The organism is Streptomyces sp. RLB3-17 (assembly GCF_007113425.2).
Lineage (GTDB): Bacteria > Actinomycetota > Actinomycetes > Streptomycetales > Streptomycetaceae > Streptomyces > Streptomyces mirabilis_D.
The window spans coordinates 1,129,824-1,151,845 of record NZ_CP041610.2 but is presented as its reverse complement, the minus strand read 5'-3'; the positions used below and the strand labels follow the sequence as shown (position 1 = coordinate 1,151,845).

Below are 22,022 nucleotides of genomic sequence, written 5' to 3'. Positions count from 1 at the left end.
CAAGCGATCTTCGATGGGCACACGATCACGTGCGATCACGTGCGGTCAGGATCGCCTGGCGGTGCCGGGGGTGATCGCGCGTCGCAGCCGGAACCAGTAGAAGCCGTGGCCCGCGAGGGTGAGCAAGTACGGCAGCTCTCCGATGGCCGGGAATCGCACCCCGCCGATGAGTTCGACCGGGTGGCGGCCGTTGAAGGCCCGCAGGTCCAGTTCGGTGGGCTGGGCGAAGCGGGAGAAGTTGTGCACGCACAGGACGAGGTCGTCCTCTTTGCCCTCGGTGGAGGGGGCCTCGCGCAGGAACGCGATGACGGCGGGGTTGGAGGACTGGAGTTCCGTGTAGGAGCCGAGGCCGAAGGCCTGGTTCTGTTTGCGGATCTCGATCATGCGGCGGGTCCAGTGCAGCAGGGACGAGGGCGAGGACATGGAGGCCTCGACGTTCGTCACCTGGTAGCCGTAGACGGGGTCCATGATCGTGGGCAGGAACAGCCGGCCGGGATCCGAGGAGGAGAAGCCCGCGTTGCGGTCGGGTGTCCACTGCATCGGGGTGCGGACCGCGTCGCGGTCGCCGAGCCAGATGTTGTCGCCCATTCCGATCTCGTCGCCGTAGTAGAGGATCGGCGAGCCGGGCAGGGACAGCAGCAGGGCGGTGAACAGCTCGATCTGGTTGCGGTCGTTGTCGAGCAGTGGGGCGAGCCGCCGCCGGATGCCGATGTTGGCGCGCATCCGCGGGTCCTTGGCGTACTCCGCGTACATGTAGTCGCGTTCCTCGTCGGTGACCATTTCGAGGGTGAGTTCGTCGTGGTTGCGCAGGAAGATGCCCCACTGGCAGCCGGACGGGATCGCCGGGGTCTTCGACAGGATTTCCGAGACCGGGTACCGGGATTCCCTGCGTACCGCCATGAAGATCCGCGGCATGACGGGGAAGTGGAACGCCATGTGGCACTCGTCGCCGCCGGAGGGGAAGTCGCCGAAGTAGTCGACGACGTCCTCGGGCCACTGGTTCGCCTCCGCCAGCAACACCGTGTCCGGATAGTGCGTGTCGATCTCCTTGCGCACCCGCTTCAGGAACTCGTGCGTTGCCGGAAGGTTTTCGCAGTTCGTTCCCTCGACCTGGTACAGGTACGGCACCGCGTCCAGCCGGAACCCGTCGATGCCCAGGTCCAGCCAGAACCGCAGCGCGGAGATGATCTCTTCCTGGACGGCGGGGTTCTCGTAGTTGAGGTCGGGCTGGTGGGAGAAGAAGCGGTGCCAGAAGTACTGCTTGCGGACCGGGTCGAAGGTCCAGTTGGAGGCCTCGGTGTCGACGAAGATGATCCGGGCGTCCTCGTACTGTTTGTCGTCGTCGGCCCAGACGTAGTAGTCGCCGTAGGGTCCGTCGGGGTTGGTGCGGGACTCCTGGAACCACGGGTGCTGGTCGCTGGTGTGGTTCATGACGAAGTCGATGATGACGCGCATGCCGCGCTGGTGGGCGGCGTCGACGAACTCGACGAAGTCGGCGAGGTCACCGAACTCGGGCAGGACGGCGGTGTAGTCGGAGACGTCGTAGCCGCCGTCCCTGAGGGGTGATTTGAAGAACGGGGGCAGCCACAGGCAGTCGATGCCCAGCCATTGCAGGTAGTCGAGTTTCGCGGTGAGGCCCTTGAGGTCGCCGACGCCGTCGCCGTTGCTGTCCTGGAAGGAGCGGACCAGGACCTCGTAGAAGACGGCGCGTTTGAACCAGTCGGGGTCGCGGTCCCTGGCCGGGGTGTCCTCGAAAGTGTCCGGGACGGGCTCGTTGACGATCATGTGGTGGGTGACCCTCCGATCCGCGGTGAGGTGTCGACGGCGAGCACATGCGCACCGCCCGGCCCCAGTCGCACGAAGTTGGCCCTGCCCCAGCGGTAGGTCTCGCCGGTGAGCTCGTCGTGCACGGGCACGGACTCGTGCCAGTCCAGGCCGAGTCGCGGCATGTCCAACGAGACCGTCGCCTCCTGGGTGTGGTGGGGGTCGAGGTTGACCACCACCACGACCGTGTCGTCGTCCGAGCGCTTGCTGTAGGCGATCAGGGCCTCGTTGTCGGTCCGGTGGAAGTGCAGGTTCCGTAGCGCGTGCAGAGCCTTGTGGCGCCGTCTGATCCGGTTCAGCTCCGTGATCAGCGGTGCGATCGTGCGGCCCTCGCGCGCGGCGGACTCCCAGTCACGCGGACGCAGTTCGTACTTCTCGGAGTTCCGGTACTCCTCGCTCGCGGGCCCAACCGGAGCGTTCTCGCACAGCTCGTACCCGGCGTAGACCCCCCACGAGGGCGAGAGGGTGGCGGCGAGCACGGCGCGTACCTCGAAGGCGGGCCGGCCGCCCCGCTGGAGATGGCCGGGCAGGATGTCGGGGGTGTTCACGAAGAGGTTGGGCCGCATGAAGGCGGCCGTCGCGCCCGACAGTTCGGTGAGGTAGTCGGTCAGCTCCTGCTTGGTGTTGCGCCAGGTGAAATAGGTGTACGACTGCTGGAAGCCGACCGCCGCGAGCGTGTGCATGATCGCGGGCCGGGTGAACGCCTCGGCCAGGAAGATCACGTCCGGGTCGGTGCGGTTGATGTCCGCGATGACCCGCTCCCAGAAGACGACCGGCTTGGTGTGCGGGTTGTCGACGCGGAAGATCCGCACACCGTGGTCCATCCAGTGCCGCAGCACCCGCACCGTCTCCTGGATCAGCCCCGGCATGTCCTTATCGAAGGCGATCGGATAGATGTCCTGGTACTTCTTCGGCGGATTCTCCGCGTACGCGATCGACCCGTCCGCCCGGTGGTGGAACCACTCGGGATGCTTCTGCACCCACGGGTGGTCCGGGGAGCACTGGAGCGCGAAGTCGAGCGCGACCTCGAGCCGCAGTTCCGTGGCCCGGCGCACGAACGCGTCGAAGTCCTCGATCGTGCCGAGATCCGGGTGGATCGCGTCGTGGCCGCCCTCGGGAGAACCGATCGCCCAGGGCACGCCGACATCCCGACGGCTCGCCGACAGGCTGTTGTTGGGGCCCTTGCGGAAGGTGGTGCCGATGGGGTGGACGGGCGGGAGGTACACGACGTCGAAGCCCATCTCGGCGATGGCGGGCAGGCGTTCGGCGGCGCTGCGGAACGTGCCGTGCACCGACGGGTCCAGCTGTCCGCTCTCCGAACGCGGGAAGAACTCGTACCAGGCGCCGTACAACGCCCGCTTGCGTTCCACGAGCAGAGGCATCGGCAGCGAGCGGGAGACCCGTTCGCGCAGGGGGTGTGCGGTGAGAACGGCGACCGCTTCCGGGGCCAGGGCGGCGGCGAGCCGGGCCGTCGGCCGCCAGGAGTCGTCGCGCAGGGCGTGCGCCGCGGCGCGTACGACCGCTTGGCCGGCCGGGTCCGGTACCGCGTCCGCGGCCCGCTCGTACAGCGCGGCGCCCTCCTCCAGGACCAGACCGGCGTCGATCCCGGCGGGGACCTTGATCGCGGCGGTGTGGCGCCAGACGGCCACGGGATCGCTCCAGGCCTCCACCACAAAGGTCCAGTGGCCCACGGATTCCGGTGTGACCTCGGCGCCCCAGCGGTCGGTGCCCGGGGCGAGTTCACGCATCGGGGCGCGCGGGCCGGGCCGGCCGCTCTGGTCGCACAGGACGACTTCGGCGCCGAGCACATCCCGGCCCTCGCCGAAGAGGGTGGCGGTGACCTCGAAGGTCTCCCCGACGACCGCCTTCGCGGGGCGCCGGCCGTGCTCGACGACCGGCTGGACGTCCACGATCGGGATACGGCCGATCGGGTCACGGCCATGGGCCGGATGTGCCTCCATGTTTCGCCTCCGCCGTCCTCGCGCCCTGCCCCCTCGGTTCAGAGCTGCACCGAAAATTCCCGACACCACGGTCCGCCTCAGGGATGCCTGCCGACCGCTCGACCCGCTCCCCGCCCCTGAGGCTCCTGGGGGAGCTGAGAGCCCCGCGTGCCGTGCGCCACCGTCATCGACGACAGCGCGGCAGCCGGTGCCTCGTCCCGCAGATAGAGCTCGGCGGCGTCCACCGCCTCCCGCGCGCAGCGCTTCCCCATCAGCACGCACAGGGTGTACCCCGCGTTCTCGAAGTTGCCCCGCACCGTGTGGTCGGCGGGGGCCACGAGCAACAGGCGTTCCCAGGCCCGGTATTGCTCCAGATGCCTGGCGACCTCGGCTTTGGCAGGAAGCAGCATGGGCCGGTCACCTTTCCACTCTCGCGACTGCGCACGGGACACCCGGCTGATGCCGTACGGCCGTGCACGGAAGGGCACCGACCCGTTACGGAGGGCGGTGCCCTCACTCATGGTGCCTGCACGGACACTCAGCGTCTTGTTGGCTCTTCAATCACATGGGGTCGGGCTCTCGTGTTGCACGAACGGAGTAGTGCTCGCACTCTGGGAATGACTCAAAAGCGATCAGTGCTCACGCTTCGTGATCGGGGCTCGGTCCGAGAAGGGCGAGGAGAGGCGAGAGCTTCGCCGTGAGGAGCCAACGAAGATGAAACCTGCAGTGCCCTGCTACTACCACCTCGACGTGGAGGTCAGCCCGGAGCGGGTTGGCCAGGTCAAGCGCATATTGGGGGCCCATCTCCGGTACTGGAACCTGGATACGCTCGTCGATTCCGTCTGCCACTGTGCGGAAGCGCTGCTGCACACGATCGACCGGCACGCGACGGACAAGAACACCACCATCGAGATGTGGTGGAACGGTTCCCACCTCATCACCGCGGTCTCCGACAACGACCAGGATCTCCGCCCGCACAACGAGCCCCAGGGCTGTCTGGCGCAGATCGCCGCCCTCAGCGACGGCTGGGGCTGCTGCGCCACCGGCGCCGGCGGCAAGATCATCTGGTTCTCCTGGCGGGCCCGCGCCGCCGAGCATGCTCCGCTGGTCCCGACCACGCCCATGCCCAGCCTGCGCGAGGCGCGCCGGACGCCGCGTCAGGTGGCGTTGCCGGAACCGGCGCTCGCGGTGTCCCGTCATGACACGGAGGCCGTGATCGCCGTGACGTGATCACGGCGACCGAGGGGCGGGGACCACCCGCCCCAGCGGTTGTACAGAACAGGCGCGTCGGATCCATCGGAGGGAGACTGGAGCCAAGGCCCCGGACACGGGCGCCCTGAAACCGGCCCCCAGGCGGGGGGAGGCGTATGTCCATCACGACGGCAGAGGCAGCGCGCCAGGAACTGACGGCATTCAAGGGGCAGTTGATCGGTCCCGGCGACTCCGGGTACGACGAGGCACGCACCGTCTACAACGCGATGATCGACCGGCGGCCCGCCCTGGTGGCGAGGTGCACCAGCGCCGAGGACGTCTCCCACGTCATCGGCTTCGCCCGCGACCACGGCCTCCCGCTCGCCGTGCGGGGCGGCGGCCACCACGGCGCGGGCCTGGGGGTCTGCGACGACGGCGTGGTCCTCGACCTCTCACCGCTCAAAAGCATCGAGGTCGATCCGGGGGCCCGTACGGTACGGGTCGCAGGCGGCTGTGTGTGGAGCGAGGTCGACCGTGCCACCCACGAGTACGGTCTGGCCACACCCGCCGGCATCATCTCCACGACGGGAGTCGCCGGCCTCACCCTGGGCGGCGGCATCGGGCATCTCTCCCGCAAGTACGGGCTGACGGTCGACAATCTCCTGGCGGCCGACCTCGTCCTGGCGAGCGGCGAGCGCGTGCGCGCGAGCGACACGGAGAACACCGACCTGTACTGGGCGATCCGCGGGGGCGGCGGCAACTTCGGAGTCGTCACCTCGTTCCTGTTCCGGCTGCGTGAGGTGAGCACCGTCGTCGCCGGCCCCACCTTCTGGCCCGTCGAAGTCGGCGCCGAAGTCCTCACCGCCTACCGCGACTTCCTCCCGGACGCTCCCCGCGAACTGAACGGCTTCTTCCTGTTCGGCTCCGTGCCGCCCGGCCCGCCGTTCCCCGAGGAGATCCATCTGCGCAAGGTCTGCGGGGTCGTCTGGTGCCGCGTCGGTGACGACACCGAGGCGGCGGCCGCGGAGATGGCACCCCTCCTCGACGCCGTGCCCGAGCCGCTGCTGCACGGAGCCGCGCCGATGCCGTACCCCGCGCTCCAGTCCGCGTTCGACGGGATCTACCCGCCCGGCGACCAGTGGTACTGGCGCGCGGACTTCGTCGACGAGATCCCCGACGAGGCGGTCGCGTCGCACCTCGGATACGGCGCCGAACCGCCGACCTGGAAATCGACGATGCACCTGTACCCGATCGACGGCGCCGTCCACGACATCGCACCGGCGGACACCGCCTGGAGCTACCGGAACGCGCACTGGGCGACCGTGTACGCGGGCGTGGACTCCGATCCGGCCGGCGCCGAGCGCGTCAAGCGGTGGAGCGTCGACTACTCCGACGCCCTGCACCCGTACTCCGCGGGCGGGGCCTACGTGAACATGATGATGGACGAGGGGCAGGAGCGCGTACGGGCCAGCTACGGCGACAACTACGCCCGCCTGGCCCGAATCAAGGCCGACCGTGACCCGGACAACCTGTTCCGCCTCAACCAGAACATCCAACCGGCGCCGCGCACCTGATCACGGCTTGAGGGCCACCCCGCCGTGCACGTCCGTGGGCTCCGGCGCGGTGCCGGGCTCCGGGCGCCACAGGGGGCAGGAGACGATGCCGGGTTCGATCAGCTCCAGGCCCTCGTAGTACGCGGTGATCTGCTCCGGGCTGCGCAGCACGTAGGGGACGGCGCCCGTGTCGTCGTAACCCTGCTGGGCCTGCTTGAGCGCGGCGTCGGTGTCGGTGCTGTCGTAGTGCACGAAGTAGCTGCCGGAGGGCAGGGCGGCCTGGAGGGTGCGGACGATCGACTTGGCCTCCTCGTAGTCCTGGATGTGACCGAGGATGCCCATCAGCATCAGGGCGACGGGCCGGTCGAAGTCCAGGATCCGGCTCGCCGCCTCGACGATCTTCTCGGGCTCGTGCAGATCCGCGTCGATGTAGTTGGTGACGCCCTCGGGGGTGCTGGTCAGCAGCGCCTGGGCGTGCCGCAGCACCAGGGGGTCGTTGTCCACGTAGACGATGCGCGACTCGGGCGCCACCCGCTGGGCGACCTGGTGGGTGTTGTCGTACGAGGGCAGACCGGTGCCGATGTCCAGGAACTGGCGGATGCCGAGCTCACCGGCGACGAAGGTCACGGTCCGGATCAGGTACTCGCGCGAGGCCCGGGCCATCGTCTCGATGTTCGGCGCGACGTCGCGGTAGGCGTCGCCCGCGATCCGGTCGACCTCGTAGTTGTCCTTCCCGCCCATCCAGTAGTTCCAGATGCGGGCCGAGTGCGGCACCGTGGTGTCGATCTTGGACAACGCCTCTTGGTCGGGGTTGGGCCGGCCGTCTGCCATGGATGTCTCCTGCCTCCGTCACGCGGTCTGTCAATAACCTACCGTCAACTACCTCTAACACAGGCCGAGTTGATGTTCCGGGCAGGCAGGGCCGCGGATGGGGTGGCCGAGGTCCTTGGCCTCCAGGGTCACCACGGGGACGTGCTGGGCGAGGGTGTGCAGCGCCCGCTCGTACGCGTCGACCGCCTCCGTGTCGTCCGTCTCGCCGGTCACATGGACGAGGGCTCCGTCGCGTTCCGCCACCGCTTCGGCGAAGTCGAGGGCCTGGATCCAGGTCACCCGGGAGCGTCCGCGGCGCAGCGGTCCGTAGACCAGCTCGTGGACGAGACTGCCGTCGACGGCCAACCGGCCCGACGAGGCGAGGAGTTCGCGATACGGCTGGGTGGGGTCCACGTGATGGAGGGGCCCGCGGCAGAGCCGGACCAGGAAACCGTGACGGGCCAGCTCGGCGATCAGGGCGCCTCTGCCGATGCCGTCCGGACCGTCGACGACCAGGGTCCGGCACTGGGCGAGGGCCTGGCCGAGGATCATCCCCGCACCTCGCGACAAGGACCGGCGCGCATACCGCTCCCTCCGGGACGACCGATTCCCTCAGTGTGAACGGACGACCCGCACGGCGGGAGTGGGCGTGCGGGTTGTCCGGTTGTGCGGGCGTAGTGGTGGTGCGGGCGTGGTGATGGCGCGGCTCCGGTGGTTGCCCGAGGGGCGGACGGCTCTCCCGGCCTCAGGCGGTCTGTCAGCGCCTCAGGCGACGAGGAAGTCGGCCTGGCCGGACTTCGCGCCTTCGAGGAACGAGATCATCTCGTCCCGGGTGTACACCAGCGCGGGCCCGTCCGGGTCCGTGGACTGGCGGAAGGCCACACTGCCGTCGGGCAGCCGCTTGGCCTCGACACAACTCCCGCCGTTCGTACCGCTCCAGGGCTTCTCCCAGCCCTCGGTGCCCAGGTCGACGGCCGGCATGCCACTGTAGATGGGGCCCTTGGATCCCATGGATCACAACTCCTTACGCAATTCAGCCAGGATGGCCCTGGTCCGAGCGACCGGTTCCGCCTGCACGGACATCCGGTCCAGTACTTCGAGATAGGTGACGACGTCGCCGGGCCGGTCGACATAGACCGCGCCGGCGAGGCTTTCCGTGTAGATGACGTCGGGCAGTTCGGAGAAACCGAAGCGGAAGTGGTGGAACGGGCCGAAGGCGCCGGGGTGTGCCCCCACCCCGAAGCGCATGACCTGGATCCGGACCTTCGGCATGTCCAGGACCTCGTGCAGCCGGTCGATCTGAGCCCGCATCACCTCGGCCCCGCCCACAGGCCGGCGCAGCACCGTCTCGTCGAGGATGGCCCAGATGGCGGGCGCGTCCGGCTTGGCGAGCAGGTCCTGCCGCCTGGTCCGCAGGGCGACTCGGCGGGCGACGTCCTCCTTCGACTCGTTGGGGAAGCCCACGCGCATGAGCGCGGTGGCGTAGTCGTTCGTCTGCAACAGGCCCGGAACGTAGTGGGGTTCGTAGAGACGGATGACGCTGGCTTCGCTCTCCAGGCTCACGTAGGCGCTGAACCACTCGGGCAGCACGTCGCGGTACTTGTACCACCAGCCCGGCTGGTTGGCCTCCCGGGCCAGCGCGAGGAAGTCGTCGATCTCCGTCGCCGGCACCCCGTAGGTGCGCAGCAACTCCTTCACATAGGGGATCCGGAGGCCGACCTCGGCCTTCTCGATCCGGCGGACCGTCAGTGGAGTGACCTCGATCGCCCGTGCCGCCTCCTCGAACGACACTCCCGCCTGTTCCCTCAGCTGCCTCAGCCGCTTGCCGAGAACCATCCGCAGGACCGTGGGTGCGCTGCCGCCCGAGCGGTTGTCACTCACGTCCTACCTCCCGGTACGGCTGTATCACAGCGTGCAGTGTGCCACGCGGTCGTTGACAGAGACAGGGTGATGCAGATCGTTCTGAAATTATCAGAACGCCGGTTGCGTGTTGAGCCTGTCGGCGACCATAGTGATCGAGCGACCTGTCGCACAGCCCCTGGTGCCATACGTTCAACTGTGCTGTGTGGCAACGGAATTGATGGATCAGCAGATACGGGCGCAGCCGTACGGACCGTGATGCGAGACCTGGGTGGCCACCGTGACCGACGGACAATCAAGGAGCGCAGGCAAGGGCCCCGGCGGGGCCAACTCGGCGCTGGCGGTCGCCCTCAAGGAAGCCGGTTGCTCCTACGCCTCCCTCGCCCTCAGGGTCAACGAACTGGGCCGCCGCCAGGGCGTGGACTCCAACTACGACAAGGCGTCGGTCACCCGCTGGCTCCAGGGCCAGCAACCGCGCGGCACCACCCCGGAGTTGATCGCCGCCGTGCTCTCCGGGCGGCTCGGCCGCGCCGTCTCGCCCGCGGACCTCGGCTTCCACTCCGATCAGCAGCGCCCGGTCGCGGGCCGGGCCCTGGTCTACGGCGAAGACGTGGCGGAAACCCTGCACACCCTGGCCGAACTGGGCTCCACCGACATCTCCCGCCGCAGCCTCCTCGGCTCGGTGCCCTTCGTCGCCGCCGCGCTGACGAACCCCCAACGCGAGTGGCTGCTGTGGCTGTTGGAGCAGCAGGAGGCCTTCCGCCCCACGGCGGTGACGAGCGGCGGTCCGGTCGAGCAGGTGCACGCGATGATCGCCATGTTCGACCAGATGGACAACCACTACGGCGGTGGCGGAGTGCGCACCAGCATCGTGCACTACCTCTCCACCGAGGTCGTCCCCATGCTCCAGCGCCGCGGCACCCCGCCACAGCTGCAACGGCAGTTGTACGCCGCGGCCGCGCGCCTCGCCGCGATGGCCGGCTGGAGCTCGTACGACGCGGGGGAGTACGGGCTCGCGCAGCGGTACATGACCCAGGGGCTGCGTCTGTGCGCCGAAGGGCGCGACCGGGTGCTGGGCGGCCAGATTCTGGCCGGGCTCTCCCATCTGGCCACCAACCTCGGCCGCCCCGACGAGGGGGTGGCACTGGCCCGGGCCGGAGTCGCCACCGCGAAGGGGGCGGGCAGCCCGCTCGGACTGATGCGCCTGTACGCCATGGCGGCACGCGGACATGCCGCGCAGGGGCAGTCGTGCGAGGCCTCGGAGGCGCTGCGCCTGGCGGAAGGGCAACTGGACACGAGCCGGGGCCCCGACCAGGAATCCGTCTGGGTGCGCTACCTCGACCACCACTATCTTCAGGCCGAGGCCGCCCTGTGCTTCCGTGACCTGGGGCTCGCCGCCCAGGCCGAACGTACGGCGAGCGAGTCGCTGAGCGCGAACGCCGACCGGCGCAGACGCCAGGCCATCAGCCGCTCGGTGCTCGCGACCGCGCATCTCCAGCAGGACCGACTCGACGAGGCCGTCGGTACGGCCACCGAAGCGCTGGACACCCTCAGGACCGTGCACAGTGAACGGTCGATCCAGGCCCTGCGTGACTTCCGTACCCGTCTGGAGCCACGCCGCCACGAGCCGATGGTGCAGGAGTTCGAGCGCAGGTCCCGTGCGGTGCTGGGGGCGGTCGCATGACGGGGAGCGCGGCGGTCGGTCCGGTGGGTGACTTGGCGGGAACGGTCTGCTCAGTAGCCGTCCGGCGAGGGTGCGTTCTGGGCGCGGTCGACGGGGAGGTGCGCTCCGGAGATACCGCTCGACCAGTCGGACAGCAGAAACGCCACCACCCGGGCGACCTCCTCCGGAGCGACCGGCGCCCCGCTCGGAAGCTCCGTCGCCACGAATCCCGCGTACGCCTCGGAGTCCTCCCGGCGCATCCGGTCCCAACGCCTGCCCGGGATGAGCATCGACCCGGGGGAGACGGCGTTCACCCGGATTCCGTCCGGCCCCAGTTCACGGGCGAGCGAGGCGGCCAACTGGATCTGGGCGGACTTCGCCACCCCGTACTGGACGGGCGGCCCGGGCTTCCAGCCGGAGATCGACGAGATCACCACGACCGATCCGCCCCCGGCGGCCCGCAGATGCGGCACGGCGGCCCGGACGAGGCGCGCGGCATGGCCGACGTTCACTTCCCAGGTCGCCGCCCAGTCCTCGGCGTCCGTCTCCTCGAAGCGACCGCCGCGCGAACCGCCCGCACAGGCCACCACCCCGTCGAGCCCGCCGAAACGATTCGCCATGGCCGCGACAAATTCCTCCAGGCGCTCCGGCTCCGTGACGTCGAGCGCCTGGGTGAACAGCGGGGAGTCCAGCGATGCCGCCAGCGCCGCCAGGTCGCCCGCGCCGCGCGCGCAGGTAGCCACCCGGGCCCCTTCGGCCGCGAGCAGCCGCACGATCTGCTCGCCCAGGCCCCGCGTTCCACCGGTGACCAGGACGCGCTTGCCGCGCACCCCCGACCACCCGGTGGGATCGCCTGGGCGCACCGGCGTCCGGCTCCCGCTCACGTTCCTCACTTGATCGAACATACATCCCATGCCACTACGTGCCTGCAACCGGACAACCCCGATACCCCCTGGTCGGCGAAGGGTCGTGCCCTGTTGGCTGCACGGGCAGCCATCGAGCACATCCCCCACCCGCGCTGCGATGAAGGAGGACCGATGACGGCATCCAGGGCTCATCGCCGCGGGCCGTCGCCCTCACCGCAGCACGACGCCGTCGTGCTGCCCAGGACGCACCCCAGCCTGGTGCGGACCACGGTCCCCGCCCAACCCTCGCGCGCGGCCGGCGTGCGGGACATGGTCGCCGAGCACCTCACCGCTCTGCGCCTGCCCTCCGAGTGCCTCGACAACGCTGTCCTCGCCACGGACGAGCTGTTCGCCAACGCGGTCAGACACGGCAGTCCCGGCCCCCGCGACACGATCACCGTCACCCTGGAACACCTCGGGCACGAGCTGCGTGTGACGGTCGCCGACCGTTCGTCCGCACTGCCGCGAGCACGCGACACGGGCGACGCCGAGGAGTCGGGACGCGGACTGGCCATCGTGGCCGCTCTGACGGACGACTGGGGCATCGCACCGGCCGACCCCGGCACCACGGGCAAGAAGGTGTGGTTCACCCTGGCGCTCCGGGGCATGCCATGAAGCGATTACCCGGGCACCTGGCGGTCGGCAAGCCGACGGAGCCGGACGGAACACCGGTGGAGCCGGGGCCCGCGTCCCCGGGGATCCTCCCGGCACTCGCCGCCGCGCTCGCCCGGGAACTCTCGCGCCGGGCCGACGAGGAGCGGCACCTGATGCGGCAGGCGCGGACGAACCCCACCCCACAGGTCCGGCGCGGCCTCGTCGAATGCCGCAGGACCAATGCCGACGCCCTAGGGACGATCGTCCGCCGACACGGCTGGCCGGCCACGGACCTGGTCGGCGCGCCCGCCTCGACCGCGGCCCTGATGATCCTGCTGCACGCCCCGGACCTCGACTTCCAGCTCCGCTGCCGCGACCTGATCGCCCAGGCCACCGCCGACGGCCGCTGCCCCGGTCCGCACCACGCCTACATCGCCGATCACTGCGCGGTCGAACTGGGCCAGCCCCAGTTCTACGGCACCAGGGTCGACCCCGCGACCTTCCGCCCGTATCCGATCCGACGGCCCGAGACCCTCGAGGAGCGGCGCCGCGACGTCGGCCTCGGCCCCCTCGACGAGCAGATGCGGACGCTGCGTCGCGGCGCCTGAGAACGTGATGTGCAGCACGCACGGAAATGTCCTCGCAACGGCAGGGACACGGGTTCTGGCTGGGCACGGCTTGATCGCCGATCAAGGAGGGCAAAAACGCTGGCCACGGTGCGTTCCGCCCATTTGACACCCCGTTGAGGGCACAGATAGGAAACAGCTCTCTGAGGTGGAGAGGTGGACCGTGCACGAACCGAACGTGGTCGGGGACTGGCAGGAGTACGACGAGCACGCCGGCCTGCGCGTCCGCGTCCACGGGGTGGAGCGGGCGGAGCCGCCGCGCGGGCGCGACGACGCCGCCGAAGGGCTGACCTACTTCCGGTGCCGGGTGACCGTCGAGAACCGTGGTGGCGAGCACTTCGGCATCCATCTCGAGGACGGCCAGATGGACATCCGGGTCGGCCCCGACGGCGAGAGCGCCTTCCTGGACTGGCGGAACTCCCAGTTCATCGAGGGCTACGACGTCTACCCCCTGCGCCGGGCCACCGCGGTCCTCTTCGCCGCGGGCCCCGACGCCTCCCTGTCCCGGCTGGACATCCAGATCCAGCTGAAGGTCGACGACGAGTGGACCGACCGGTACCTGTGGGTCGGCGGCATCGACCTCTACGAGGGTTCGGTCGACGCCGCCGCCCGCTCCGACTCGGCGCGGGACAGCCTCGCCTGTCAGGTGAGCAACTTCCTGCGGGGGGAAGCGGGATCGTGACCCGCTCCCGGGGTCACTGATCAGGCCGTACGGCGTTCCGTCGTCCAGTGGAGCAGGCCCAGCACCGGCAGGGCGGCGCCCAGGACGGTGACCGCGGTCCAGCCGGCCGCGTGGTAGGCGATCGAGCCGAGCTGGGAGCCGAGCGCGCCGCCGACGAAGAAGATCGCGATGAACGCGCTGTTGAGGCGGGCGCGGGCGTTCGGGTCGAGCTGGTAGATGGTGTGCTGGCCGAGGATCAGGGTGGACTGCACGGCCGTGTCGATCAGGATCGCGGCCAGGGCGATCAGGGTGATGTGGGACTGACCGAAGCCCGCGACCGCGAAGGCCAGGGCCGCGACGGCGAAGGCGATCCCGGTCATGGGACGGACGAGCCCGCGGTCGGCCCAGTGACCGGCGAACGGGGCGACGGCCGCACCGGCCGCGCCGACGAGCGCGAAGAGGCCGACACCGATGGGCGAGTAGTGGAAGTGGGGGCCGGTCAGGACGTACGACACGGTGGTCCAGAACGCGCTGAACGCACCGAACATCGCCGCCTGGTAGAGACCCCGGCGCAGCAACACGGGGTGGCGGCGTACCAGTTGGAGCGTCGAGCGCAGGACATGGGCGTACGGCATGGTCGTGGTCGGCGCGTGCTGCGGCAGGGCCGCGCGCAGGGCCAGGGCCAGCAGGGCCATCAGGACGGCGGAGCCGAGGTACACCACCCGCCAGCCCGCCACGTCGGAGACCAGGCTGCTGAGGGTGCGGGAGAGCAGGATGCCGGTGAGCAGGCCGCTCATCACCCGTCCGACGATCCGGCCACGGGCGTGGTCGGGGGCGAGGCTCGCCGCGAAGGGGATCAGTATCTGGGCGACGACCGAGGTGCCTCCGCTGATCAGGGAGGCGATCAGCAGCATGGGGAAGTTGGTGGCGAGACCCGCGGCGACCAGGGCGAGCGTGGTGACCGTCAGGAGCACGCTGATCAGTCCGCGCTTCTCCAGCCGGTCGCCGAGCGGGACCAGGAAGAGCATGCCCAGGACGTAGCCGACCTGGGTGAGGGTGATGAGTCCGCCTGCGGCCGCCGTGCCGACATGGAACACGTCGCGCAGCGAGGACAGCAGGGGCTGGGCGTAGTACAGGTTGGCGACCGTCATGCCGGAGGCCACGGCGAAGAGGGCGACCAGCCAGCCCGGCACGCCGTGCTCCGCCTGCGCGGTGGCGGACCGGCCCGGTGACTTGAGGACGGAGGACTTGGACACGGGCACCTTCTCGGGAAGGGAACCGGTGGAGCGGTTCGGGAAACGCTGGGTGGTGGTCGAGCGGCCTCGTTGCCGCTCGCACGGTTTCCTCAGCGCCCGTGGAGCCTCCGTGCTTCCCCTGCCGTGGCGATGATTTCGAATGTCAGTCATCTCCGAACGAGATGGGCGGAGACCCCGTGAACAAACCGATCGTCGAGGACGGGTGGGAATCGGCGAAGTGACGTGCACGGCCGCCGTCCGTCCGGAGGAGTAGGACCGTGTGCCCGCTGTGGCTCGACCGCCCCGGTAACCCCCTCCTGGCGCTCGTGACGGCGGAACCGTTTCACCGGGCGCCGTGTCCTCCTTCGCGGAAGGTGGTTCCACGCCGCGGGACCACCTGCGAAGGGGGATGGCCATGGGGCAGGTACGCGAGGGGGCACGGTTAGGGGCTTGGGCCGTCGCCGGGGTCATCGGTCTGGCGGTGCTGTACGTGATCGGGGCGTTCGCCTTCGGCGCCGCGGGGTGGATCACCGCCCCGTTCCGCGGTGAGGCGGACAAGCGCGAGAACACCGTCGGCTCGGGCGAGTTCCGGCAGACCACGTACGAGGAGTTCTTCGATCTGTGCGAGGCCGTGCAGAACGCCGAAGGGACGATCCAGGTGCTCCAGGAGGAGCGGAAGACCGCTTCGGAGACTCGCACGACGCAGATCGACCAGTCGATCACCGCGCTGAAGGCCAGTCGGATCGAGTCGGTCAACGACTACAACTCGAAGGCCGCCCAGGAGCACCGCGCACCCTTCCGTGACAAGGATCTGCCGTACCGGCTGGACGCCGGCGCCGAGCGCACGACGTGCACCAACTGATCCCCATCTCATCCCGGGAAGAGGGCAGCACCGCATGAAGAAGTTCGTACGCATGGCCCTGGCCACCGTCGTCGCGCTCGTCCTGGGCCTTGCCCTGACGTCCTGCACCGAGGACTCCAGCCAGGACAAGGAGAACAAGGCCAAGCAGGACACCTACGACCACCTCGTGGCCCAGCAGCCGGCGGGTCGCATGGAGTACTCGCCGACCCGCGAAGCGATCAACCAGTGGATCAAGACGTGGGGGAAGCGGGGCAAACTCTCGTACGTCTACATCCAGAACGCCAAGGGCGAGTACGGGTACTTCATCATGAAGGGTCTGCCCGTGCCGCGTTGCAAGATGCTCACTCCGACGGAGAGGGTGGAGTCCTACTCCAACGGCGTCGCGGTTCTCTCGCAGCCCGGCATGGACGGCACGTACACGACGGGTTCCACCTGCAACGCCTACTACGGTTTCGACGCCACGACGGGCGCGTACATGGAGTTCACGGTCGGCACGAACCAGTCGTTCTTCCTGTTCGACAAGCCCATGACGATGCCGGAGTACGCCAGCGCCAAGCAGTTGGGGCCGACCTCGGTGAAGGACGTCGAGAAGCAACCTTGAGCGGTCGGGGGCAGTTTGTTCGCGGGGGCTGAGGGATTGAGGCGAGGGATGGGCCACTTCGTCCCTCCGTCGCCTCTGACGCCACGCCCGTCAGGCCATGTGCCGCAGCAGGGCCGCGACCGCCGGGGGCGCCTCCCCGCGTGGCTGGACCACCATGACCTTCCAGCTCGGCGCGTGCCGGTCGAACCGGTGCTTGTCCAGGTCGGGGAAGCGGTCGGCGATCGAGATGGGCATGACGCACACACCGAGGTCGGCGCGGACGAGTTCGGACGCCGCGACGATGTCGTTCACCTCGAAGGTCGACTCGCGCTCGACGGCGGCGGCACGAAAGGCCCGGTCGACGGCGAGGCGGATCGCCCAGCCGGGCGTGAAGTCCACCAGCGGCAGCCGGGCCGCTTCGGCGAGCGTGACCCTCCCGTCGGGCCCCGTCCCGCCCAGGACCCGGCCCGGCGCGGACACCAGCACCATCTCCTCCCGGGCGAGCAGCCGGGTCACAAGACCGCGCTGCTGCTGACGGTCTAGGGCGACCACCGCCAGATCCACCGTGCCCTCGCGCAACGCCTGGCGGATGTCGGTCACGGCCCCCTGCCGCAGCCGCACCGCCACTCCCGGGTGCTCCGCGCGCAGCGCGGCCAGCGGGCGGTGCAGGTCGGCCCACACCCCCTGCATGGTGCCGACCGTCACCCGTCCGCGCAGCTGTCCCCGCGCGGCGTCGACCGCCGACCGCGCCTGTTCGGCGGCCCGCAACGTCGCCCGCGCTGCCGGGACGAAGGCCTCGCCCGCCGGAGTCAGCGACACCCGGTGAGTGGTGCGGTCGAACAGCGGGGTCCCGAGCTCCCGCTCCAGTGCGCGCACGGTGCTCGACACGGCCGACTGCACCACGTGCAGCCGTTGCGCCGCGGCGGTGAATCCGCCTTCCTCGGCCACCGCGACGACGACCTCCATCTGCCGCAGATCCATGTCCTCTCCCGATGCCCCGGTCCATCTCTCACAGAGATGGTGGTCCTCCTGGGTTATCACAGAACGGGGCGGGGCTGCCTCCCGGCGTGGTGCGGGGTCAGGGAGTGGGGGGTGCGGGGGTGACGAGGCCGGTCTGGTAGGCGATGACGACGAGTTGGGCGCGGTCGCGGGCGCCGAGTTTGGTCATGGCGCGGTGGATGTGGGTGCGGACGGTGAGAGGGCTGACGGTGAGTTGGTCGGCGATTTCGTTGTTGGAGTGGCCTTCGGCGGCGAGGGCCATGACCTCGCGTTCGCGGGCGGTGAGGGTGGTGAGGGCTTCGGGGGGTGCGAGGGGGGCGTTGGGGGTGGGAGTGGTGAGGAATCGGGTGATGAGGGTGCGGGTGGCTTGGGGGGAGAGGAGGGTGTCGCCGGCGGCGACGGTGCGGATGGCGTCCAGGAGGGCGTCCGCGCCCACGTCTTTGCCGAGGAAGCCGCTGGCTCCGGCGCGCAGGGCCTGGGCGACGTATTCGTCGATTTCGAAGGTGGTGAGGATGAGGACACGGGTGGTGTCGAGGTCGGGGTCGGCGCAGATGGTGGCGGTGGCGGTGAGGCCGTCGGTGTGGGGCATGCGGATGTCCATGAGGACGATGTCGGGTTTGTGGATGCGGGCGAGGTCGACGGCTTCTTTGCCGTTGGTGGCTTCGTCGACGACTTCGAGGTCGGGGCAGGAGTCGATCAGGATGCGGAAGGTCGCCCGGAGCAGGGCCTGGTCGTCGGCAAGCAGCACGCTGATGGTCATGGGGTGCGGTCCTCTTCCGGGGCGGGGGTGTACAGCGGCAGATCCGTGGTGACCTCGAAGCCGCCCCCGGCCCGGTGATCGGCCCTGAGCCGGCCGCCCACGGACAGGGCGCGCTCACGCATGCCGATGAGACCGAAACCGTGGCCCGGGGCCGGAGCGGCGGTCACCGTGCTCGCTCCCTCGTCGGTGACCGTGATGGTCAGCCGGTTGTGGGAGTAGACGAGCCGCACGTGTGCGGTGTCCGAGGCGGCGTGCTTGGTGACGTTGGTCAGCGCCTCCTGGATGATGCGGAAGGCGGTCAGGTCCACTCCCGGTGACAGCGGGCGCGCCGCGCCCGCGGTGGTGACGTCGACCTTGAGCCCGGCGGTCGCGAACGCGGCCGTGAGTTCCGGGAGCTGGTCCAGGCCCGGGGAGGGTTCCAGCGGCGCGTCGGGGTCGTTGGTCTGGCGCAGCAGCCCGACGGTGGCCTTGAGTTCGCGCAGCGCCGACGCGGTGGTGCCGGCGAGGTCGTCGAGGATCCTCTGCACCTGCTGGGGATGGGTGCGCTGGAGATGGGCGGCCGTCCCGGCCTGCGCGTTGGCCAGCGCGAGGTGGTGGGCGACGACGTCGTGCAGCTCCCGGGCGATGCGCATGCGCTCCTCGGCCACCCGGTGCCGCGCCTCCTCCTCACGGGTGCGCTCGGCGATCTCCGCGCGGGCGTGCACGGCCTCCAGGTAGTCGGCCCGCAGTCGGGTCGCGGTGCCCCAGGTGATGGGCACCAGCACCCAGAAGACGGGGCCGACCGTCGCGAGGACGAGGGACAGCGGATGGTGAGGGGAGTCGACGACCAGCGCGGTGGTGACCAGCAGTGCGGCGGTGCCGGCCAGACCGATGCGCCCGGTCCTGCGGTCGGTGTGGACGGCCAGCCAGTACAGGGCGGCCATGAGCGGTGCCAGCAGCAGGGGAGTGACCAGATAGCCCAGGGCGTTGGCTGCGTTGGCGGCGGCCGCGGTCACCGCCACCACGGTGAGCGGGTACCTGCGGTGCCACAGCAGGGCCAGGGCACCGATGCCGCCCAGGAGAATGCCGGGCCACGGGGTGAGGTGCCGTCCGGTGGGTTCCGCGCTGGTCCAGGTGCTGCCGAGAGCGGCGGCGGCGAACAGCAGCAGAACGACCGTCACCCGCATGACGCGGGGATGGTCCTTGGCGAACCGCTGCCGGCTGGTGTTCATCGGGAGGGTTTCCTGTCGGGTGCTGTGACCATGGTGAACCTTCTCAGCTTGCCTGAGCAGGGGCGTCCCGTCGTCATGTGTCGGCCGACACTCCCGGCTACTGAGAACGCAGTAGCAAACGACCGGTATGTCCTACCTGAGCATGACGAGCGGTCCGGCGTGCACGTCTGCCGCGCGCGGGGGACACGGGTGCCGGACAGGCCCTAGTCGTCGGTCACCAGGATGAGGTCGAGGAAACGGTTCAGCGGTTCGATGATGTCGAGGCGCTGGTTGAGCAGCCACTGCGCCTGCAGGCCGTTGAGTACCGCCTGGAAAAGGGTCGCCGCACTGTCCGGACCGAGGCCCTCCCGCAGCTTCCCCTCCGCCTCCAGCTCCCTCAGGCGCCGCGTGACATGGGTGCGGCTGCGCTCGTACCGCTCGACGAAGTAACCGTGCGCGGGGTGGTCCGGCCGCGAGGCGGCCGCCGCCAGCTCCAGCCACAGACGCATCAGCTCGGGGGTCTTCTGGTGGCGCACCAGCAGAGTGCCGAGGTAGGGCGCGAGCGCTTCCAGGCTGTCGACCTCGGCCACGCCCTCCTCCCACTCCTCGGTGTCGCGCTGGGCGAGCACCTCGGCGAGCAGCTCGTCCTTGCTGCGGAAGTGGTGCAGGAGGCCGGCGTGGGTGATGCCGGCCCGCTCGGCGATGTCGCGGAGGGAGGCCCGGGCGTATCCGCGCTCGGCGAAGCTGTCGCGCGCCGCACGCACGATCTCCGCTCGCCGGGCCGGTGTCTTCGCGTACGGGCCACGTGCCTTCCCCTGATCCACCAGCGCATCGTAGCGCTGTGTGAGCGCTTGCTACGGGGACGGCATCAACCGGGTCCGCGCGGCAAGGCTTCGGTGACGAACGTCAGTCATGAACGTCAGTCACGAACGCCGGTGACGAACTCCGGTCTCGAACTCCGGTCACGATCTCGGGACGCGCACACCGGCGCCCGCTTCGGCGTCGGTGTGCTCCGCACGGTCCTTGTCCGCATCCGAGCGCGTCCGCGCCTTGCCCGGCGCACTCGATCGGAGGGGGCTCGGCCTGTGCCCGAGCCCCTCTCGGAACTTACTTGAGTCAGGCAAGCAGTGCTACCTTGGGTCCATGCCTACACCAGTGCCGCAGGCGCCCGCCTCGTCCGACGTGGTCGAGATCGAGCGAGCCCTCAATCGCATCTCCTACCTGAACAGCCGGGTCCGGCAGCACGATCGCCTGATGGCCATGGCAGGACTGCGGCTGGACCGTGCCGCCGTGGCGCTGCTGCGGCAGATGGCCGACTCCGATCCCCTGCGCCCCGGTGAGCTGGCGGCCCGGCTGGGGGTGGAGGCGTCCCACGTCACCCGTCAGGCGCAGCAACTGCAGAAGGCGGGCTATGTGAGCCGCGCGCCGGACCCGGACGACCGGCGGGCCCAGCGCATCGAGCTGACGCCGGCCGGCCGGGACGCGATCGACCGGATCCGTGCGACGAGCTCGCGAGGCATGCAGATGGCGTTGGCGGAGTGGACACCGGCGGAGCTGCGGCGCCTCGCGACGCTGTTCCACGGGATGGTCGACGACTTTCTCGCGCATGCCACCGAGGACGAGGAGAGCGAGGGTCGGCCCGGGGTGGCCGGGCCCTCGGGTGGTGTGGGCGAGGTGCGGGATGGGGTGGCCGGGGGTGGAGGGGTGACGTGGTCGGAGTGAGGATGCGGAGGTATCGCCCTTGAGGGGGAGGGGTGTGGTCGCCCGTGGAGGGGGCCCGCGCGAACTCCAGCCCCTGGGTGGGCGCGGCGTCGATGTGGTGAGCGCCTGGTCGTCCGTGGCGACCCTGGCCGGTAGGTCGGCGGCCGTCATTCGGACGTTCTGACGCACCGACCGGCGAGGTCGACCGGGTGAGGCCGTGAAGTCGTGATGTTCCAGCTCCGCACGAATGGTCGTTCCAGGGATGGAAACATGAGTGAGAAGCGGTCGCCGGCTCGCGGCGACGGACCACATGTGCTGGTCGTCGTCGAGGACGCCGAGACCACCGAACTGCTCGCGACGACCATGGAGTTGGCGGGCTATCGGGTCAGTGCGGTGAGCACCGGCGCCGAGGCCATGGTGCGCCTCGTCGAGCACCGCTTCGACCTGGTCGTCCTCGACGTGACCCTGCCCGATCTGCAGGGCCTCTCCCGCGGGAGCCGCTTCACGCCCGCCGAGCGCCCCCCGGTGCTCTTCCTGACCACCTATCAGACCCTGGCTCGACTCGTCCCCGAACTCGGTGCCGGCAGGGAGGACTACGTCACCAAGCCGTTCCGGATCGCCGAGGTCCTCGCGCGGGCCGAGGTGCTGCTGCGCGACCGGGGTCCCGAACGGGAAGGACCGTCCTACGGAGACCTGGTCCTGGACGACGACACCTGTCAGGCGTGGCGCGGCCAACGGGAGATCGACCTCACCCCCGCGGAATACCGACTGTTGCGGCATCTGCTGGTCAACGCCGAGCGGGTGCTGTCCAAGGAACAGATCTGCCGTCATGTGTGGGGCGAGGGCCGCGCCGACAACGCGATCGAGAAGCTCGTCTCCCGTCTGCGCCACAAGGTGGACCGGGAAGGTCCCGCGCTGATCCACACCCGCAGGGGCTTCGGGTACTGGCTCGGCCACTGACCTCGCCCGGGGTGGTGATCTGCGTCACGTCAGCTTGTGGTCAGGGAACTGACCGGAGCGTGTCAGTCCGGTCCGGTTGCCTATGCGTACTGGCCTTTCCGCCGTTCT

At 69.8% G+C, this 22,022-nt stretch carries 23 protein-coding genes; 10 read left to right on the top strand and 13 right to left on the bottom strand.

Features of this window, described 5'->3' with window-relative positions; translation table 11 throughout:
• Nucleotides 1-45: 45 nt before the first annotated feature.
• The 3 genes from treS to FNV62_RS05475 form a co-directional block, all read right to left on the bottom strand.
• A complete protein-coding gene (gene treS, locus FNV62_RS05485; protein ID WP_143614168.1) occupies nucleotides 46-1,785 on the bottom strand; it encodes a maltose alpha-D-glucosyltransferase in 1,740 nt (579 codons plus the stop codon).
• Nucleotides 1,782-3,785, bottom strand: a complete 2,004-nt coding sequence (locus FNV62_RS05480; protein ID WP_144314753.1) for an alpha-1,4-glucan--maltose-1-phosphate maltosyltransferase — start codon at nucleotides 3,783-3,785, stop codon at nucleotides 1,782-1,784. The genes treS and FNV62_RS05480 overlap by 4 nt, the downstream gene beginning before the upstream one ends.
• Before the next feature lie 77 nt (nucleotides 3,786-3,862).
• Nucleotides 3,863-4,174 (bottom strand): DUF5133 domain-containing protein, encoded by a 312-nt coding sequence (locus FNV62_RS05475; RefSeq protein WP_143607025.1) that lies wholly within the window; start codon nucleotides 4,172-4,174, stop codon nucleotides 3,863-3,865.
• Between the two features lie 304 nt (nucleotides 4,175-4,478).
• Here FNV62_RS05475 and FNV62_RS05470 point away from each other — a divergent pair, with 304 nt between their 5' ends.
• Both FNV62_RS05470 and FNV62_RS05465 read left to right on the top strand, forming a co-directional pair.
• On the top strand, nucleotides 4,479-4,994 hold the full coding sequence (locus tag FNV62_RS05470) for a hypothetical protein (protein ID WP_054229265.1): 516 nt from the start codon (nucleotides 4,479-4,481) through the stop codon (nucleotides 4,992-4,994).
• Between the two features lie 137 nt (nucleotides 4,995-5,131).
• A complete protein-coding gene (locus tag FNV62_RS05465) occupies nucleotides 5,132-6,529 on the top strand; it encodes an FAD-binding oxidoreductase (protein ID WP_097282834.1) in 1,398 nt (465 codons plus the stop codon).
• Here FNV62_RS05465 and FNV62_RS05460 read toward each other — a convergent pair whose 3' ends face one another.
• The 4 genes from FNV62_RS05460 to FNV62_RS05445 all read right to left on the bottom strand — a co-directional run bounded on the left by FNV62_RS05460 (nucleotide 6,530) and on the right by FNV62_RS05445 (nucleotide 9,154).
• Nucleotides 6,530-7,339 (bottom strand): SAM-dependent methyltransferase, encoded by an 810-nt coding sequence (locus FNV62_RS05460; protein ID WP_144314752.1) that lies wholly within the window; start codon nucleotides 7,337-7,339, stop codon nucleotides 6,530-6,532.
• Nucleotides 7,340-7,393: 54 nt separating this feature from the next.
• Nucleotides 7,394-7,870, bottom strand: a complete 477-nt coding sequence (locus tag FNV62_RS05455) for a hypothetical protein (protein ID WP_144314751.1) — start codon at nucleotides 7,868-7,870, stop codon at nucleotides 7,394-7,396.
• A gap of 213 nt (nucleotides 7,871-8,083) precedes the next feature.
• Entirely contained in the window at nucleotides 8,084-8,329 is a 246-nt protein-coding gene (locus FNV62_RS05450) for a DUF397 domain-containing protein (protein ID WP_054229261.1), read from the bottom strand.
• 3 nt (nucleotides 8,330-8,332) lie between these two features.
• On the bottom strand, nucleotides 8,333-9,154 hold the full coding sequence (locus FNV62_RS05445; protein WP_054229271.1) for a helix-turn-helix domain-containing protein: 822 nt from the start codon (nucleotides 9,152-9,154) through the stop codon (nucleotides 8,333-8,335).
• Between the two features lie 295 nt (nucleotides 9,155-9,449).
• Here FNV62_RS05445 and FNV62_RS05440 point away from each other — a divergent pair, with 295 nt between their 5' ends.
• The gene (locus FNV62_RS05440; protein WP_144314750.1) at nucleotides 9,450-10,862 is read left to right on the top strand and encodes a hypothetical protein; all 1,413 of its coding nucleotides are present in this window, start codon (nucleotides 9,450-9,452) and stop codon (nucleotides 10,860-10,862) included.
• Nucleotides 10,863-10,912: 50 nt separating this feature from the next.
• On the opposite strand, the gene FNV62_RS05435 is transcribed toward FNV62_RS05440, so the two are convergent.
• Nucleotides 10,913-11,725 carry an SDR family NAD(P)-dependent oxidoreductase gene (locus FNV62_RS05435; RefSeq protein ID WP_225900808.1) on the bottom strand — a complete coding sequence of 271 codons (813 nt, stop codon included), beginning with the start codon at nucleotides 11,723-11,725 and terminating at the stop codon, nucleotides 10,913-10,915.
• A gap of 153 nt (nucleotides 11,726-11,878) precedes the next feature.
• Between FNV62_RS05435 and FNV62_RS05430 the strand changes: the two genes are divergently transcribed.
• The 3 genes from FNV62_RS05430 to FNV62_RS05420 all read left to right on the top strand — a co-directional run bounded on the left by FNV62_RS05430 (nucleotide 11,879) and on the right by FNV62_RS05420 (nucleotide 13,648).
• The gene (locus FNV62_RS05430) at nucleotides 11,879-12,361 is read left to right on the top strand and encodes an ATP-binding protein (protein ID WP_143600101.1); all 483 of its coding nucleotides are present in this window, start codon (nucleotides 11,879-11,881) and stop codon (nucleotides 12,359-12,361) included.
• Complete coding sequence (locus FNV62_RS05425) at nucleotides 12,358-12,948, top strand: DUF6624 domain-containing protein (RefSeq protein ID WP_225900150.1); 591 nt, start codon at nucleotides 12,358-12,360, stop codon at nucleotides 12,946-12,948. The genes FNV62_RS05430 and FNV62_RS05425 overlap by 4 nt, the downstream gene beginning before the upstream one ends.
• A gap of 181 nt (nucleotides 12,949-13,129) precedes the next feature.
• A complete protein-coding gene (locus FNV62_RS05420) occupies nucleotides 13,130-13,648 on the top strand; it encodes a hypothetical protein (RefSeq protein WP_143600100.1) in 519 nt (172 codons plus the stop codon).
• Nucleotides 13,649-13,668: 20 nt separating this feature from the next.
• Here FNV62_RS05420 and FNV62_RS05415 read toward each other — a convergent pair whose 3' ends face one another.
• Complete coding sequence (locus FNV62_RS05415) at nucleotides 13,669-14,820, bottom strand: MFS transporter (RefSeq protein WP_054229267.1); 1,152 nt, start codon at nucleotides 14,818-14,820, stop codon at nucleotides 13,669-13,671.
• Nucleotides 14,821-15,271: 451 nt separating this feature from the next.
• Between FNV62_RS05415 and FNV62_RS05410 the strand changes: the two genes are divergently transcribed.
• Both FNV62_RS05410 and FNV62_RS05405 read left to right on the top strand, forming a co-directional pair.
• The gene (locus tag FNV62_RS05410; RefSeq protein WP_054229258.1) at nucleotides 15,272-15,724 is read left to right on the top strand and encodes a hypothetical protein; all 453 of its coding nucleotides are present in this window, start codon (nucleotides 15,272-15,274) and stop codon (nucleotides 15,722-15,724) included.
• A gap of 34 nt (nucleotides 15,725-15,758) precedes the next feature.
• The gene (locus FNV62_RS05405; RefSeq protein ID WP_097282825.1) at nucleotides 15,759-16,325 is read left to right on the top strand and encodes a hypothetical protein; all 567 of its coding nucleotides are present in this window, start codon (nucleotides 15,759-15,761) and stop codon (nucleotides 16,323-16,325) included.
• Nucleotides 16,326-16,415: 90 nt separating this feature from the next.
• Here the strand turns inward: FNV62_RS05405 and FNV62_RS05400 are convergent, their stop codons facing one another.
• The 4 genes from FNV62_RS05400 to FNV62_RS05385 all read right to left on the bottom strand — a co-directional run bounded on the left by FNV62_RS05400 (nucleotide 16,416) and on the right by FNV62_RS05385 (nucleotide 20,077).
• Entirely contained in the window at nucleotides 16,416-17,285 is an 870-nt protein-coding gene (locus FNV62_RS05400; RefSeq protein ID WP_054229256.1) for a LysR family transcriptional regulator, read from the bottom strand.
• A 97-nt stretch (nucleotides 17,286-17,382) separates the two neighbouring features.
• The gene (locus tag FNV62_RS05395) at nucleotides 17,383-18,063 is read right to left on the bottom strand and encodes a response regulator transcription factor (protein WP_097282823.1); all 681 of its coding nucleotides are present in this window, start codon (nucleotides 18,061-18,063) and stop codon (nucleotides 17,383-17,385) included.
• Entirely contained in the window at nucleotides 18,060-19,274 is a 1,215-nt protein-coding gene (locus FNV62_RS05390) for a sensor histidine kinase (RefSeq protein ID WP_054235672.1), read from the bottom strand. The genes FNV62_RS05395 and FNV62_RS05390 overlap by 4 nt, the downstream gene beginning before the upstream one ends.
• Nucleotides 19,275-19,477: 203 nt before the next feature.
• Nucleotides 19,478-20,077 (bottom strand): TetR/AcrR family transcriptional regulator, encoded by a 600-nt coding sequence (locus tag FNV62_RS05385; RefSeq protein ID WP_054235673.1) that lies wholly within the window; start codon nucleotides 20,075-20,077, stop codon nucleotides 19,478-19,480.
• Between the two features lie 319 nt (nucleotides 20,078-20,396).
• On the opposite strand from FNV62_RS05385, the gene FNV62_RS05380 reads away from it, so the two are divergent.
• Nucleotides 20,397-20,975, top strand: a complete 579-nt coding sequence (locus FNV62_RS05380) for a MarR family winged helix-turn-helix transcriptional regulator (RefSeq protein WP_143607018.1) — start codon at nucleotides 20,397-20,399, stop codon at nucleotides 20,973-20,975.
• Nucleotides 20,976-21,224: 249 nt separating this feature from the next.
• The gene (locus FNV62_RS05375) at nucleotides 21,225-21,914 is read left to right on the top strand and encodes a response regulator transcription factor (protein ID WP_225900148.1); all 690 of its coding nucleotides are present in this window, start codon (nucleotides 21,225-21,227) and stop codon (nucleotides 21,912-21,914) included.
• Nucleotides 21,915-22,022: the final 108 nt, after the last annotated feature.

Coding starts and splice junctions, on each gene's coding strand:
- treS (WP_143614168.1), bottom strand. CDS start 1,785: ATGATCGTCAACGAGCCCGTCCCGGACACTTTCGAGGACACCCCGGCC.
- FNV62_RS05480 (WP_144314753.1), bottom strand. CDS start 3,785: ATGGAGGCACATCCGGCCCATGGCCGTGACCCGATCGGCCGTATCCCG.
- FNV62_RS05475 (WP_143607025.1), bottom strand. CDS start 4,174: ATGCTGCTTCCTGCCAAAGCCGAGGTCGCCAGGCATCTGGAGCAATAC.
- FNV62_RS05470 (WP_054229265.1), top strand. CDS start 4,479: ATGAAACCTGCAGTGCCCTGCTACTACCACCTCGACGTGGAGGTCAGC.
- FNV62_RS05465 (WP_097282834.1), top strand. CDS start 5,132: ATGTCCATCACGACGGCAGAGGCAGCGCGCCAGGAACTGACGGCATTC.
- FNV62_RS05460 (WP_144314752.1), bottom strand. CDS start 7,339: ATGGCAGACGGCCGGCCCAACCCCGACCAAGAGGCGTTGTCCAAGATC.
- FNV62_RS05455 (WP_144314751.1), bottom strand. CDS start 7,870: ATGATCCTCGGCCAGGCCCTCGCCCAGTGCCGGACCCTGGTCGTCGAC.
- FNV62_RS05450 (WP_054229261.1), bottom strand. CDS start 8,329: ATGGGATCCAAGGGCCCCATCTACAGTGGCATGCCGGCCGTCGACCTG.
- FNV62_RS05445 (WP_054229271.1), bottom strand. CDS start 9,154: ATGGTTCTCGGCAAGCGGCTGAGGCAGCTGAGGGAACAGGCGGGAGTG.
- FNV62_RS05430 (WP_143600101.1), top strand. CDS start 11,879: ATGACGGCATCCAGGGCTCATCGCCGCGGGCCGTCGCCCTCACCGCAG.
- FNV62_RS05425 (WP_225900150.1), top strand. CDS start 12,358: ATGAAGCGATTACCCGGGCACCTGGCGGTCGGCAAGCCGACGGAGCCG.
- FNV62_RS05410 (WP_054229258.1), top strand. CDS start 15,272: ATGGCCATGGGGCAGGTACGCGAGGGGGCACGGTTAGGGGCTTGGGCC.
- FNV62_RS05405 (WP_097282825.1), top strand. CDS start 15,759: ATGAAGAAGTTCGTACGCATGGCCCTGGCCACCGTCGTCGCGCTCGTC.
- FNV62_RS05400 (WP_054229256.1), bottom strand. CDS start 17,285: ATGGATCTGCGGCAGATGGAGGTCGTCGTCGCGGTGGCCGAGGAAGGC.
- FNV62_RS05395 (WP_097282823.1), bottom strand. CDS start 18,063: ATGACCATCAGCGTGCTGCTTGCCGACGACCAGGCCCTGCTCCGGGCG.
- FNV62_RS05390 (WP_054235672.1), bottom strand. CDS start 19,274: ATGAACACCAGCCGGCAGCGGTTCGCCAAGGACCATCCCCGCGTCATG.
- FNV62_RS05380 (WP_143607018.1), top strand. CDS start 20,397: ATGCCTACACCAGTGCCGCAGGCGCCCGCCTCGTCCGACGTGGTCGAG.
- FNV62_RS05375 (WP_225900148.1), top strand. CDS start 21,225: ATGAGTGAGAAGCGGTCGCCGGCTCGCGGCGACGGACCACATGTGCTG.